This window comes from Gordonia alkanivorans, from assembly GCF_004011905.1.
Classification (GTDB): Bacteria; Actinomycetota; Actinomycetes; order Mycobacteriales; family Mycobacteriaceae; genus Gordonia; species Gordonia alkanivorans.
The window spans coordinates 58,426-72,040 of record NZ_CP027114.1; the positions used below are offsets into that span (position 1 = coordinate 58,426).

12 protein-coding genes and 1 pseudogene are annotated in these 13,615 nt (G+C 69.5%); 4 read left to right on the forward strand and 9 right to left on the reverse strand.

The window, feature by feature from the left end:
• Nucleotides 1-17: 17 nt before the first annotated feature.
• Together C5O27_RS00205 and C5O27_RS00210 are read left to right on the forward strand one after the other, a co-directional pair.
• Nucleotides 18-784 (forward strand): annotated as a pseudogene (locus C5O27_RS00205) (manganese catalase family protein); the annotation flags it as partial.
• Between the two features lie 92 nt (nt 785-876).
• Nucleotides 877-1,593, forward strand: coding sequence for a hypothetical protein (locus C5O27_RS00210; RefSeq protein ID WP_127961582.1), 717 nt, complete (start codon nt 877-879; stop codon nt 1,591-1,593).
• On the opposite strand, the gene C5O27_RS00215 is transcribed toward C5O27_RS00210, so the two are convergent.
• The 9 genes from C5O27_RS00215 to C5O27_RS00255 all read right to left on the reverse strand — a co-directional run bounded on the left by C5O27_RS00215 (nt 1,575) and on the right by C5O27_RS00255 (nt 9,836).
• Nucleotides 1,575-2,216: a DUF3093 domain-containing protein gene (locus C5O27_RS00215; protein ID WP_127961583.1), complete on the reverse strand. Its 642-nt coding sequence runs from the start codon at nt 2,214-2,216 to the stop codon at nt 1,575-1,577. The two genes, C5O27_RS00210 and C5O27_RS00215, sit on opposite strands and share 19 nt — an antisense overlap.
• The gene (locus C5O27_RS00220; protein WP_127961584.1) at nt 2,213-2,656 is read right to left on the reverse strand and encodes a hypothetical protein; all 444 of its coding nucleotides are present in this window, start codon (nt 2,654-2,656) and stop codon (nt 2,213-2,215) included. Before C5O27_RS00220 ends, C5O27_RS00215 begins: the two co-directional genes overlap by 4 nt.
• Nucleotides 2,653-3,447 carry a Bax inhibitor 1 family protein gene (locus C5O27_RS00225; protein WP_127961585.1) on the reverse strand — a complete coding sequence of 265 codons (795 nt, stop codon included), beginning with the start codon at nt 3,445-3,447 and terminating at the stop codon, nt 2,653-2,655. The genes C5O27_RS00220 and C5O27_RS00225 overlap by 4 nt, the downstream gene beginning before the upstream one ends.
• 65 nt (nt 3,448-3,512) lie before the next feature.
• Nucleotides 3,513-4,490 (reverse strand): porphobilinogen synthase, encoded by a 978-nt coding sequence (hemB, locus tag C5O27_RS00230; RefSeq protein ID WP_127961586.1) that lies wholly within the window; start codon nt 4,488-4,490, stop codon nt 3,513-3,515.
• Nucleotides 4,491-4,563: 73 nt separating this feature from the next.
• Nucleotides 4,564-6,246: a bifunctional uroporphyrinogen-III C-methyltransferase/uroporphyrinogen-III synthase gene (locus C5O27_RS00235; protein ID WP_127961587.1), complete on the reverse strand. Its 1,683-nt coding sequence runs from the start codon at nt 6,244-6,246 to the stop codon at nt 4,564-4,566.
• 49 nt (nt 6,247-6,295) lie between these two features.
• The gene (gene hemC / locus C5O27_RS00240; protein WP_006358540.1) at nt 6,296-7,240 is read right to left on the reverse strand and encodes a hydroxymethylbilane synthase; all 945 of its coding nucleotides are present in this window, start codon (nt 7,238-7,240) and stop codon (nt 6,296-6,298) included.
• On the reverse strand, nt 7,237-8,613 hold the full coding sequence (locus C5O27_RS00245) for a glutamyl-tRNA reductase (RefSeq protein ID WP_006358539.1): 1,377 nt from the start codon (nt 8,611-8,613) through the stop codon (nt 7,237-7,239). The genes hemC and C5O27_RS00245 overlap by 4 nt, the downstream gene beginning before the upstream one ends.
• Complete coding sequence (locus C5O27_RS00250; RefSeq protein WP_006358538.1) at nt 8,610-9,437, reverse strand: redox-sensing transcriptional repressor Rex; 828 nt, start codon at nt 9,435-9,437, stop codon at nt 8,610-8,612. The genes C5O27_RS00245 and C5O27_RS00250 overlap by 4 nt, the downstream gene beginning before the upstream one ends.
• Before the next feature lie 144 nt (nt 9,438-9,581).
• The gene (locus tag C5O27_RS00255) at nt 9,582-9,836 is read right to left on the reverse strand and encodes a glutaredoxin family protein (RefSeq protein ID WP_006358537.1); all 255 of its coding nucleotides are present in this window, start codon (nt 9,834-9,836) and stop codon (nt 9,582-9,584) included.
• A 174-nt stretch (nt 9,837-10,010) separates the two neighbouring features.
• Between C5O27_RS00255 and C5O27_RS00260 the strand changes: the two genes are divergently transcribed.
• Nucleotides 10,011-11,183, forward strand: a complete 1,173-nt coding sequence (locus tag C5O27_RS00260) for an HAD family hydrolase (RefSeq protein ID WP_127961588.1) — start codon at nt 10,011-10,013, stop codon at nt 11,181-11,183.
• A 62-nt stretch (nt 11,184-11,245) separates the two neighbouring features.
• A complete protein-coding gene (locus C5O27_RS00265) occupies nt 11,246-13,615 on the forward strand; it encodes a transketolase-like TK C-terminal-containing protein (RefSeq protein WP_127961589.1) in 2,370 nt (789 codons plus the stop codon).

Consider the following 13,615-nt stretch of genomic DNA (forward strand, 5'->3'; position numbering starts at 1 on the left):
GACCACCGTCAAACAGCGTGAAGGGCAAGTACAAGGACCTCATCATGGACATCGCGACCGAGGAGATCGGCCATGTCGAGATGATCGCCACGATGGTCGCGCGCCTCAACGAGGGCGCACCGGTCACCGACTCCACCGCGAATGCGCTCGGTGATCCCGTGGTCGCCGCGGTGCTCGGTGGCTCCGATCCCACCCAGGCCGTCTTCTCCGGCGGCGGACCGCGCCTCGCCGACAGCAACGGCGTGCCGTGGAATGCCGGTTACATCGTCCACAGCGGCAACCTGCTCGCCGACTTCCACGCCAATGTCACCGCCGAGGCGCAGGGGCGCGTGCAGACCGCCCGCCTGTGGCACATGACCGACGACCCGGGGGTGAAGGACATGCTGCGGTTCAACCTGGCCCGCGACACCTACCACCAGAATCTGTGGCTGAAGGCCATCGAGGAACTCAAGGCCGACGGCCTCGAGGGCACCATCGCCCCGGACGACCTGTTCGACGAGGAGTACAGCGAGCATGCCAGCACGCTGTGGCACCTGTCGGACGGCGCGGACGCCGACAAGGGCGGCTGGGGGCCAGTGGTCCCACCCCTGACGGAAAGCACGAGTTCAAGTTCCTCGCCGATCCGCAACCGCTCGGCGACCGCCAATCCGGTCCGCCGCCGGATCCGAAGCTCTACGCGACCTACGATGGCGCCATGGGAGACCCGCAGAAGCCGCAGTTCGGCACTGAGAAGGGTGTCATCGGCAAGATCAAGGACGCCGTCGATCCTGATCCGACCGGCTAGAAACCCGTCGTCGATGTGGCAGGCCGCGGACTCCCGAGGGGTTCGCGGCCCTGTCATGCCACCGGCGGTGCCGCTTCATCTACGGAGGTGCCATGCCTGACCTGCCCGACCTCATCACCACGCCGTTCCGCTGGCTCGGCGCTCTGCGGCACGCCCGCGTGTTCCATCCGGACGGTCTGCTCTGCGGGGGTCAGGCTTCGGTGTCCGGCGACCACCCACTGCCGTTCCGTTCCGGCCCGGTGACGGTCCGCCTGTCGAAGGGGATCGGCACCCCTGGCGGTCTGCCCGACATCGTCGGTGTGGCCGTGCGGTTCCCCGCCGTGGCCCCGACGAACGCCCCCGCCGATGCGCCGACCCCGACCGTCACCGGCGACGCCGCGTCCGGCGCGTGGGACCTGCTGATGGCCGGCCCCGCACCGCTGTCGGGTCGTCTACCGGTGCCGCTGCCGGCCACGCACTGGGCCCCTACCGCCGTCTCGAGCCTGACTCCCTACCGCTACGACGGCGAGCTCTACTGGATTCGTGCCCGCATCATCGAGCCGACCGGGCCGTCGGGTCTGGACGTCGAGGATCTCGCCGCCTGCCTGCGCACCAAACGGCCGGTCGTCATCATCCTCGAAGCCGGGTTCAAACGGTTCGTACCCCTGGCCCGCATCGAACTCGACCACGTCCTCACCGGGCTCGACATCGACTTCGATCCGATCCTGCATCGTCCCGACGGTGTCGAGTTCGCGCCGTCGTGGCTGGGCGACCTGCGCCGGCGCGCCTACCGCGACAGCCGCAAGGGCCGTCACTCGGTGGTGTCCTGATCCTTCTTCTCGGGTTCTTCCGGATCGGTCTTCCGGGATTCGTCGCTCTCGGTGGACTTGCTCTTCCTGGTGGAGGGCGGTAGTCCCCTCCGTACGGCGGCGTGCGCCTGCGTGAGTTCACTGCGGAACACCTCGACGTCGCGGGCCCATGCCTGGGCCAGATTGCCGGAGGTGAGCCGCACCCCCACCCCCTTACGACGCCGCGGCACGCCGTGGAGTTCGCCGAGCGCCGGAGCGCTCTCCCAGTCTTCGGGTGTCGGGGAGTTGTTGGCCGGGTAGATCTTCTCGATGTCGGCGAGCGGCGTCGTCACCGCGCCCTGACGCAGCGTCGTCTCGGTGAGTTCGACGCTGACGTGGCGTCGTGCCGCGGTCACCTGGACGAGCGAAAAGCCGAACAGGATCACCAGGAAGATGATCAGGACCGGCCAGTGCACCTGCCCGGGCCCGGCGATCTCCATGATCAGGACGGCGAGGACGAGCACCGGCCCGATGAGGACCACCAACCTGCTGCCGCCGGGTTCGTAGAAGAGAACCTCGCCCGGGTCCACTTCCGGTTGGGGTGCAGCCGGTTCGGGTTCGACCGGATCGACCCCGTCGGCCGGGTCGGGGGTCTCGTCGGTCACGGCTTCTTCTTGCGCGGCGTGCGCTGCTTCTTGGGTTCGGGGGCCTTGCCGGTGTACCAGGTCTCCGAGTCCGGCCGGTAGGCCAGCAGCGAGCCGAACAGGCCGATGATGGCCGCCAGCAACGCCAGGGCGAACACCGGCGATCCGAAACCGACACTGAGGAACAGCAGCATCGCGACGACGACGAGTGTCAGGGCCGACAGCGACGACCGCCAGCGCGCGTCACCGGTGAAGGCCTTGCTGCCGAGCAGGATGTAGGCGACGCCGACGATCAGGACGAGGGCGCCGAGCGTCGCCGAAGACATCGACCCGGAGTCGTCGATCGCGGACAGGATCACCACGAGGACACCGAGGACGGCCAGGAGCGCTCCCGACACCACCCAGCACCGGTAGGCCCAGACGACGAGTTTCGGACGCTGCGCCGGGTCGGGACTTGTCACTGCTTCTTCGGTCCTTCGCTGTCGGGGTCGGGGGTCTCGGGTTTGCGGAGGTCGGGTGTTCCACCGCGAGCCGCGTCGCCGGGTGAATTGTCACCATACGGTGTGCCCGCGGACTGCGTCCCCGGCTCTGACGCAGACCCGTACGGGTTCGGTGTCGGCTCGTGGGGTGACGGATACGGATTGCTGCCATACGGATTCTGGCCGTACGGATTCTGGCCATACGGGTTCTGGCCGTACGGGTACGGCGCCGCGGCGGGCGGGACGGGCCGCGGCTTGCGTTCCTCCGCCATGCGCCGGCAGTACTTCTCGGAGTCACCCCGCATCAACAACACCGTCGCGCCCAGTGCGGCGACACCGCTGATGACCAGCGGCACCATCGCCCACGCCGGCTCGGTGTCGCCGAACAGCGAGAAGACCAGGTTGACGACGATGTAGACGCCCATCGCCCCCAGCACGATGCGGGCCCAGTTGTAGCCCTTGCGCGTGAACCACACGACCAGCGCGGTGATCGCGGTCAGGAAGACCGACATCGCGACGAGGACGCCGACGACGAAACCCGACGACGTCATGAACTGCAGCTGGTCCGCGGAGACACCCTCTTGCGGGTTGGCGCGGATCTGGTCGCGGACCATGTCGACGAAGGTGCCGGTCTGGGCGAACAGCGCGACGATCTGTCCGACGACGACCACCACCCACAGTTCGACGGCGATCGAGATCGAATCCGGGATCGTCGGGCGCTGGTGCGCATCGGCCTCGGACGAGGCGCGCATCGGGTCGAACGGTGCGGACATGGCACCAGCCTAATCGGAGGCGACCCCGGTCCCGTGCACGCGTCCCGGAGGCCGCCGCGGTCAGCTCAGGAGAGCCGGTTCGCGACCTCGGTGGCCCAGTAGGTCAGGATGACCGACGCGCCGGCACGACGGATCGAGGTCAGCGATTCCATGATCGCGGCGTCGCGGTCGATCCAGCCCCGTTCGGCGGCGGCCGTGATCATCGCATACTCGCCGCTGATCTGATATGCGGCGACGGGGACGTCGCTCATCTCGGCGACGTCGCGCACGATGTCGAGGTAACTCATCGCGGGCTTGACCATCACCATGTCGGCGCCCTCCTCGAGGTCGAGGCGCACCTCCCGCAACGACTCGATCCGGTTGGCCGCGTCCTGCTGGTAGGTCCGCCGGTCCCCCTGCAACGAGGAGCCGACCGCCTCGCGGAACGGACCGTAGAAGGCCGACGCGTACTTGGCCGAGTAGGCCAGGATTCCGGTGTCGGTGAAGCCCTCGGCGTCGAGTGCCTCGCGGATGACGGCGACCTGGCCGTCCATCATCCCGCTCGGCCCCAGGAACCGGGCACCGGCGCGGGCCTGTGCCAGCGACATCGACACGTAGCGGTCGAGGGTCACGTCGTTGTCGACGCGCCCGCGACCGTCGAGGACACCGCAGTGCCCGTGATCGGTGAACTCGTCGAGACAGGTGTCGGCCATGAGGACCGTCGAGTCACCGAGGTCGTCGGTCAGCGCGCGCAGGGCACGGTTGAGGATTCCGTCGTCCGCATCGGCACCCGAGCCCGTCGCATCCTTGTCCTCCGCACGCGGCACGCCGAACAGCATCAGCCCGCCGACACCGGCCTCGACGGCCTCGGCCGCGGCAGTGCGCAGCGAGGCAAGAGTGTGCTGGACGACGCCGGGCATCGACGAGATCGGCTTCGGCTCGTCGATGCCGTCGGCGACGAACATCGGCAACACGAGTTGCCGTGGCGCGAGGGTGGTCTCGGCGACCAGCCGACGCATCGCCGGTGTGGTGCGCAGCCGGCGGGGCCGGATGACGGGTGGCATGGCGTCTCCTTCGTCTCACTAGCCCTTCGAGGCTCGTCGCTATCGCTCCTCGCACCTCAGGGAGCAGGGCACGTCACGAACGCGATCGACGGGACTTCTTGCGCGGCGGGGGCAGTGCGCCCTCGGCGCGGAGCCGGGCGGCGTGCTCGGCGAGCGCGTCGACCAGTTCGAGAACCGACGCGTTCTCCGGCTGCACGTCCACGCGCAGACCGAATTCCGTTGCGGTCTCGGCGGTCTTGGGACCGATGCACGCAACGATGGTGCGGGCGTGCGGTTTTCCGGCGATGCCGACGAGGTTGCGGACCGTCGAGCTCGAGGTGAAGCAGACCGCGTCGAAGCCGCCGGTCTTGATCATCTCGCGGGTCTCGGCGGGCGGCGGCGCGGCGCGCACGGTGCGGTACGCCGTCACGTCGTCGATCTCCCAACCGCGGTCACGCAGTCCCTCGGAGAGGGTCTCGGTGGCGATGTCGGCCCGCGGCAGCAGGATTCGGTTCACCGGGTCGAAGACGTCGTCGTACGGCGGGAACTCGTCGAGCAGACCCAGCGAGCTCTGCTCACCCGACGGCACGAGTTCGGGGTTGATGCCGAACGACCGCACCTTGTCCGCGGTGGCCTCGCCGACACAGGCGATCTTGACGCCGGAGAAGGCGCGGGCGTCGAGACCGAACTCGGCGAACTTCTCCCACACGGCGCGGACCGAATTGGTGGAGGTGAACACCACCCACTGGTAGCGGCCGTCGACGAGTCCCTTGACCGCGCGCTCCATCTGCGCCGGACTGCGCGGGGGCTCGACGGCGATCGTGGGCACTTCCTTGGGGATCGCGCCGTGACTGACGAGGCGGTCGCTCATGTCGCCGGCCTGGTCCTTGGTACGCGGCACCAGCACGGTCCAGCCGTAGAGCGACCGCGACTCCCACCAGGAGAGCCTGCTGCGGGAACCCACGACCTTGCCGACGGTCACGACCAGCGGGCCGGTCAGGGCGTTGCCCTGCTCGTTCAGTGTCGCGAGAGTGGCCTCGATGGTGCGCTGTGCACACGTGGTGCCGTTGATGGTGATCGCCGCCGGGGTCTGCGGCGCCATCCCGTGCTCGGTCAGCGCGCTGGCCGTCTCGGCCAGGTGGCCGGACGTGGCGTGCAGGACCAGCGGGCCGGGCGCCGCGGCCAGGGCGGCCCAGTCGACCTCACCGCGCACGTCGGCCTCGGTGTGCGTCGAACCCAGCGGCATGCCGGCGTAACTCGGTACGACCGAGGCGGCGGGCAGGCCCGGCAGCACCTCGAAGGTGACCGAGTGACGCGCCACGGCGTTGACCTCGGCGAGCACCGAGTCGGTGGTGAGCGGATCACCGGCGACGACGCGGACCACGTCGTCGCCGTTGCGGGCGGCGGCCACGAGGGTCTTGGCGACCTCGGTCGGGTCACCGAGCGCCGGGCGCACCACCGACTCCTCGTCGGCCTTGTCCGCCTCCGCCGCGGATGCATCCGCGGCGGCCGCGGTGTCCGCCGCATCGCTGCCGTCGGCTTTGTCTTCCGCCGTCTTGTCGGCCTTCTTGGTCGACCGGCGGGTGTTCGGTGCGGGTTCTTCGCGGTGCGCGCTGCCGATCAGCGACACCACGGCGGCCGGGACATCGGGATCGATGTAGGCCGTGGTCGCGTTGATGATCACGGTGCGTGCCCGCACGGTGAGCAGGTCTGGGTCACCTGGACCCGACCCCACGAACAGGATCCGTCCGGGATTTGCCTTCTTCGTACGGCTCATGGGTTCGCACTCTCCTGCCCTCGCGTCGAGGGCTGCAGTTCTTTCTCTGCTAGGGAGAGTTGACGAGTTCGCCCGCTCCCAGCTCCAGCAGTTCGGCGGCAAGATCTTTACCAAGTTGGACGGCACGATCGACCGGACCCACCGCCGAAGCGCGGATCACATCGGATCCGTCCTCGGCCGCCACCGCCGCACGAAGCGACAGTTCGGCGAAGATGCGCCCGTCCTCGTCGATCGATTCGACCACCTCGGCGATCGCTCCGACCGGCGCAGTACACCCGGCCTCCAGGGCCGCGAGTACTGCCCGTTCGGCATCGATGGCCGCCCGGGTGGACTTGTCGTCCAACTCGGCGAGTATTCTCACCAGTTCGGCATCGTCTGAGCGGCACTCCACAGCGAGAGCACCCTGCGCCGGAGCCGGCAGCATGACGACCGGATCGAGCGCTTCGGAGACCACTTCGGTCCGTCCGATCCGCACGAGGCCGGCGCGGGCGACCACGACTGCGTCGAGTTCGCCGCTGGCGACTTTGCCCAACCGAGAATCTAGGTTGCCTCTTAGGGGGCGGATTTCCAAACCGAGACCCAATGCCTTAAGCTGTGCCGCCCGCCGGGGGGCCGAGGTGCCGATCACCGATCCCGGCGGCAATTCCCCGAGCACCAGATCGTCCCGGCTGACCAGCGCGTCTCGCGGGTCCACGCGGGTCGGGACGGCCGCGATCGTCAGGTCGTCCTCGGGGGCCGTGGGGAGATCCTTGTAGGAGTGCACGGCGACGTCGACCTCGTCGTCGCGGAGCGCGACGCGGATGGCGGTGGTGAAGACGCCGACGCCGATCTCGGCGACCGGTGCGGCCGAGGCGTCACCGGCGGTCTTGATGATCACCAGTTCGGCCGGGTGGCCGGCGGCGGTGAGTGCGTCGGCGATCGTCTGGGATTGGGTGGTGGCCAGTAGCGAACCCCGCGTACCGATACGGATCGGCGCGGTCCGGGTTTCACTCATCGGTCACCCTGCTCGCCGGTCGAGTCGGTGGTCCCCAGTCGATCGGGCGCCGAAACCGACTCGGCCGCACCTGGTTTGAGCTCGAACAATTCGCGCAGGGCCTCCGCGTAGTGATCGCCGTTGGGCGTCGACGCCAGCTGCTTCACCCGCACCGTCGGTGCGTGCAACAGCTTGTCGACGACGCGGCGGACGGTCTTGGCGACCTCGTCGCGCTGGTTGTTCTCGAGGTCCGGGAGCCGGGTCTCGAGGCGCAGGATCTCGGCTTCGACGACATCGGCGGCGCGCTGGCGGAGAGCAGCGACGGTCGGGGTGACCTCGGCCTGGCGCTGGTGGGTCAGGTAGTCGGCGAGCTCGGCGGCGACGATGGACCGGGCCGCGAGGGTGTCGTTCTCCGCGGCCTGGGTCTCGGAGTGGCCGCGCAGACCCTCGATGTCGACGACGTGCACGCCGGGCAGGCGGGCCGCGGCCGGATCGACGTTCCGCGGGAGTCCGAGGTCGCAGATGACCATCGGGGTCGACTCGCCGTTGCGGTTTCGCTCGGCGAGAGCCGAATGCACCGCACCCACGCTCACCACGGAGCCGATCGAGCCGGTACAGCTGACCACGACGTCGGCGGCGGCCATCGCGGCCGGCAGGTCGTCGAGTCCCACCCCGTGCACGGTGATCCCGTGGTTGGCGGCGATGTTGTCGGCCAGGTGGCGGGCGTTCTCGACCGTGCGATTGACCACGGACATCTCCGTGACGCCCTCACGGGCCAGCTGGGCGGTCGCGAGGCCACCCATGGCGCCGGCGCCGACCACCACCGCGGTGCGCAGCCGGTGCGCCCCGGTCGCGGGGTCGGTGAGGAGGGACTTGGCGCGGTGCAGGGCCACGGACACGACCGATGCGCCGGCACGGTCGATGCCGGTCTCGGTGTGCACCCGCTTGCCCACGCGCAATGCCTGCTGGGCGAGCTCGTGCAGGACGCGGCCGGCCGAGTCGTTGGCGTCCGCGCTCAGGTAGGCGTTGCGGATCTGGCCGAGGATCTGCTGCTCGCCGACGACGAGCGAGTCGAGACCGGCGGCGACGGTGAAGAGATGTTCGACGGCGGCCTCGGAGTAGCGCACGTAGGCGTGCCGGGTCATCTCGTTGACGGTCATGCCGGAGTGGTCGCCGAGAACCTCGCCGACCGCCTCGAGGGCCGGGTGGAAGGCGTCGACGACCGCGTAGATCTCGACGCGATTGCATGTCGAGACGACCATGGCCTCGGAGATCGCCCGTGACGACAGCAACTCGTCGACCAGCTTCGGACGGTCGTGGTCGGAGACCGTCAACCGCTCCAGCACCTCGACGGGCGCACTGCGGTGCGACACCCCGAACAACAGAACACTCACGCTGTCACCGTTTCTTCACCCATTGCTTTTCCGTGGCGTCCGTCGGCCGCCTTCACCTCGCGAGGCGCACCGACGTCGCTGCGTGAGGAGATCTTGAGGTCGTTCCGTGGGGCCTGTGCACTGCCACGAGAGGCCTGGAACGTCAACACCTGTAGCTCCAAGGCTAGATCAACTTGTCTGACGACGACATCCGCCTCCGTCGTCAGCGCCACCGGGGTGACGTTGAGCACTTGCCGCACACCTGCCCCGACGAAGGCGTCGAAGGCCGGCCGGGCGTCGTCGTCGGCGGTGGCCACGACCCCGATCTCCACCGCGGGCTCGACCTCGGCGCAGACCGCCGCGATGTCGGTGAGCGGGGCGATCCGCGGGCCGCCGACCTCCAGCGATGTGCCCGTGAGAGCCGGATCGGCGTCGAACATCGCGGCCACCCGGAAGCCGCGACCGAAGCCGGTGTGGGCGAGCAGAGCGCGTCCGAGCTGGCCGGCCCCGGCCAGTGCGACCGTGTGGATGCTGTCGGTGTGCAAGGTCATCGAGATGCGCGCGGTGAGACGACCGACGTCATATCCGACGCCGCGGACGCCGTTCGCGGCGACATAGGAGAGGTCCTTGCGGAGGATGGCGGGGTTCACCCCGGCCGCGGTGGCCAGTTCGCCGCTGGAGGCCACCAGGACGCCGCGCTGGCTGAAAGAGCGCAGGACATGCAGATATGTGGCCAGCCGGGCCACTGTGGGAGCCGGGATGTCGGTGGCCACCGTGGCGGCGGGCGGCGGCAGCGCAGACGCGGGAGGGTCGGCGTCGCCGGACTTCTGACGATCGGCGCCCACGCTCACCTCCACTCCCCTACGCACAGCACGATCCATCGAGGATATTACCCTCTGTGAATCTCTTCACATGGCCCTCATGATTCGCGGAGCTGTGTTAAACACCACCGTTTCTCCGCGATGGCGGATCGGGGCCGGACCGCCGGTTCAGCCCTGACGCGTGAGGTCGGCACGCAGCCGGGGCTCGTCGACCTCCCAGTAGCTGTGCTCGTCACCCTCGAGCAACACCACCGGCAGCCGGTCCCCGAACTCCGCACGGATCTCGGGACGGCCGTCGGCCGCGGCCCGGTCGACGTCGACCTCGGTGAACTCCACCCCCAGCTCGCCACAGATCCGCGTCAGGTCACGACGGGCGGTCGCGCACATCTGGCATCCCTCACGGGTCAGCAGTTCCACGGTCATGAGGTCCATACTCGCAGCGCTCCGCTCCCCCGCCGACGCGACCCCGGCCCGGTGACGAGAACCACGGCCCGGGCGCGCCGCAACGGCCCCGCGGCGACGCTGATCGTCGTGGGTGGCCGCTAGGCTGGACCGCGCAGGCAGTGCTGGCGCCAGAAGCGACGTGGGAGGTGGGCAGTGGGCAACACCCCGGGCCCGGGAGACGAACGACCCGACAACTCCTCCGACACCCCTGTGCCCGGCGCATCCGGTCCCGAAACCCCCGCGGCGCGAAGCTCCGCACCGGCCGACTCCGGCGCCACCCCGCTCGACACCGGCGACGACTGGGAGTCGCAGGCAGCACGCATCGAGTTCGACGACGACTTCGACGAGGACGCCGAACTCCACGACATCGCCGCCGACGACGAGACCCACCGGGTCACCACGTGGATCTCCCAGCGGGCCAGCGCGGCGACCGGCCGCTTCCGCCAGACCGCCCACGAACTCCGTCAGACCCTCGCCGGCGAGGCGAGCGCGAAAGCCGCGGTCGACTCGCTCCGGCTGCGCGAACCGTCCGACATCGAGCCCGGCGAACCCCCGCGCGATCTGACCGCGGCCGCGTTCTTCGACGTCGACAACACCCTCGTCCAGGGCGCGTCGATCGTGCACTTCGCTCGAGGCCTCGCCGCCCGCAAGTACTTCACCTACGGCGACATCATGGATTTCGCGTGGACCCAGGCGAAGTTCCGGATCACCGGCAAGGAGAACGCCCGCGATGTCGCCGAGGGCCGGGAGAAGGCACTCTCGTTCATCGCCGGACGCCAGACCTCGGAGCTCGCCGAACTCGGCGAGGAGATCTTCGACGACTACATCGCGGACAAGATCTGGCCGGGCACGCGCGCTCTCGCGCAACGCCACCTCGACGCCGGTCAGCAGGTGTGGCTGGTGACCGCGACGCCGGTCGAACTCGCGCAGACCATCGCCGACCGTCTCGGACTCACGGGTGCGTTGGGCACGGTCGCCGAAAGCGTCGACGGCGTGTTCACCGGGCGTCTCGTCGGCGACATCCTGCACGGGCCCGGCAAGGCCCACGCGGTGCGCGCACTCGCCATCCGCGAGGGCCTCAACCTCAAACGCTGTACCGCGTACTCGGATTCGCACAACGACGTCCCGATGCTGTCGCTCGTGGGCAAGGCCGTCGCCATCAACCCCGACACCGACCTGCGCGACGTCGCCAAGGTCCGCGGATGGGAGATGTACGACTTCCGGACAGCGCGCAAGGCGGCGAAGTACGGTGCCGGTACCGCCATCGTGCTGGGCGCCGCCGGTGGCGGTGCCGCGGCCGCCGCACGGCTCCTACGACACCGCTGACCCCGGCGCCTCGTCGCGACGTCGGTGAGCGCCCGGAGAGACCCATCCCGGAGAGGACCACCATGACGGACGAGACCCTCACCGATCCCGGACCCGGAGCAGGCGCGACCGCCACACCCGATCCGCTGCGCACGATCGAGCAGCGCGTGCTCTGGCTGTCGACGTCGATGATCCACCACGCCAACCGGGTTCGGCCGAACCCGTCGGGCCTGAAGGTCGGCGGGCACCAGGCGTCGTGCGCCTCGATGGTGTCGATCATGACGTCGCTGTGGTTCTCGCAACTGCGGCCGGGTGATCGGGTCTCGGTCAAACCCCATGCGTCGCCGGTCCTGCACGGCATCAACTACCTGCTCGACGGTCTCGACGAGTCGTATCTGACGACGCTGCGGCAGTTCGGCGGACTCCAGTCGTATCCGAGCCGCACGAAAGACCCCGACGCGGTGGACTATTCGACCGGGTCGGTGGGAATCGGTGCGACCGCGCCCATCTGGGGTGCGGTGGCACGCCGCTATCTCGACACGACGGTCGGCGGCCCCGATGCGGTTGCCGCCGACCGGCGTTCGCCCACGGTGCTCGCCCGGCAGTACTCGCTCGTCGGCGACGCCGAACTGGACGAGGGCGCGGTCTGGGAGGCGATCCTCGACCCCTCCGTGGCCGAGCTCGGCGAGATCGTCTGGATCGTCGACCTCAACCGGCAGTCCCTGGACCGGGTCGTCCCCAACATCGCCGCCGGACGCCTGGAGGCCATGTTCGCCGCCGCCGGGTGGCAGGTGATCATGGTGAAGTTCGGCCGGCTGCTGGAGGATCTGTTCGCGCGGGCGGGCGGGTCCGCGCTGCGTTCGCGCATCCTCGACATGCCCAACCCCGAGTATCAACGCCTGCTGCGGTGCGACGCCGGCGAGGTCCGCGAACGCCTGCCGGGAGCGGGTCCCGACGCGGACGCGGTCGCCGCGCTCATCACCGAGGTCGACGACGAGACCCTCCTCGAGGCCATCCGCAACCTCGGTGGCCACGACCTCGACGCCCTGGTCGGCGCCTACGAGCAGATCGACGACACCCGTCCGACGGTCATCCTCGCCTACACCATCAAGGACAACGGACTGCCGATCGAGGGCCACCCGCAGAACCACTCGTCGCTGCTCACCGTCGAACAGTACGACGAGCTGGCGGCGTCGCTGGGGCTCGACCCGAGCCATCCGTGGGGACGGTTCGACGAGGACACCGACGAGGGCCGGCTGTGTGCCGCGACGGCCGAGCGACTTCGGCGCGAACCCGTCGCGCCCACGGCACCGCCCGCGGTCCCGACCGACACCGGGAAGACACCGTCGGGAACGTCGACAACGCAAGCCGCACTGGGCCGTACGCTCCTCGCCCTGTCCCGGGAGGCTCCCGAGGCCTCGGCCCGGGTCGTCACCGTGAGCCCCGACGTCAGCTCGACGACCAATCTCGCCGGCTGGCTGAACAAGGTCGGGGTGTGGTCGCCGAACGAACGCCGCGACTGGTTCGCCGACGACGCGGAGACGATCATGCACTGGCGGGAACGACCGACCGGCCAGCACATGGAACTCGGTATCGCCGAGACGAACCTGGCCGGACTGATCGGCGAGCTCGGCGCCACCTGGAGTCGTTGGGGCGAACCGCTGTTCCCGATCGGCGTGCTCTACGACCCGTTCGTGGAGCGCACACTCGAGCCGTGGTCCTACGGCATCTACGCCGGCGGCCAGTCGATCCTGGTGGGTACCCCGTCCGGCGTCACGCTGGCAGCGGAAGGCGGAGCGCACCAATCGATCACGACACCGTCGATCGGCCTGGAACAACCCGGGTGCGTCAGCTACGAACCTGCCTTCGCGATCGACGTCGAGTGGACGCTGCTGGCGTGCATCGGCCGGCTCGGACGCCCCGACGGGACCTCGTCGTACCTGCGGCTGTCGACGCGGCCGGTCGACCAGCGACTCGCCGCGGTCCCCGACGACCCGGCCGCCCGTGAACGCCGCCGCCGTCAGGTGGTGGCCGGCGGATACCTGTTGCGTCGCAGCGAATCCCCGCAGGTCACGCTGGTCGGGATGGGTGCGGTCAGCACGGAGACACTGGCCGCCGCCGACCGCCTGGCGGATCAGGGCGTCGCCGCCGACGTCGTCTGCGTGACGAGCCCCGGACTGATCTTCGAGGCGCTACAGGCCCGACGCGGGCTCGCCGAGGCCGCGTCGTGGATTCTCGACCAGGTGTTCCCGCCCGGGCGCGCGGCACCGATGGTCACCGTCCTCGACGGACATCCGCACACCCTCGCCTTCCTGACCGGCATCAACAACGTGCCGGGTGCGGCGCTCGGGGTCAGCCGGTTCGGCCAGGTCGGCTCGCTCGAGGACGTGTACCGCCTCCACGGCATCGATGCCGATTCGATCGTCCGCGCCGCCCTCGACCTCGCGACCTGA

Coding starts and splice junctions, on each gene's coding strand:
- C5O27_RS00225 (WP_127961585.1), bottom strand. CDS start 3,447: ATGTCCGCACCGTTCGACCCGATGCGCGCCTCGTCCGAGGCCGATGCG.
- C5O27_RS00255 (WP_006358537.1), bottom strand. CDS start 9,836: ATGACCGTGGAACTGCTGACCCGTGAGGGATGCCAGATGTGCGCGACC.
- C5O27_RS00210 (WP_127961582.1), top strand. CDS start 877: ATGCCTGACCTGCCCGACCTCATCACCACGCCGTTCCGCTGGCTCGGC.
- hemC (WP_006358540.1), bottom strand. CDS start 7,240: ATGAGTGAAACCCGGACCGCGCCGATCCGTATCGGTACGCGGGGTTCG.
- hemB (WP_127961586.1), bottom strand. CDS start 4,490: ATGCCACCCGTCATCCGGCCCCGCCGGCTGCGCACCACACCGGCGATG.
- C5O27_RS00265 (WP_127961589.1), top strand. CDS start 11,246: ATGACGGACGAGACCCTCACCGATCCCGGACCCGGAGCAGGCGCGACC.
- C5O27_RS00235 (WP_127961587.1), bottom strand. CDS start 6,246: ATGAGCCGTACGAAGAAGGCAAATCCCGGACGGATCCTGTTCGTGGGG.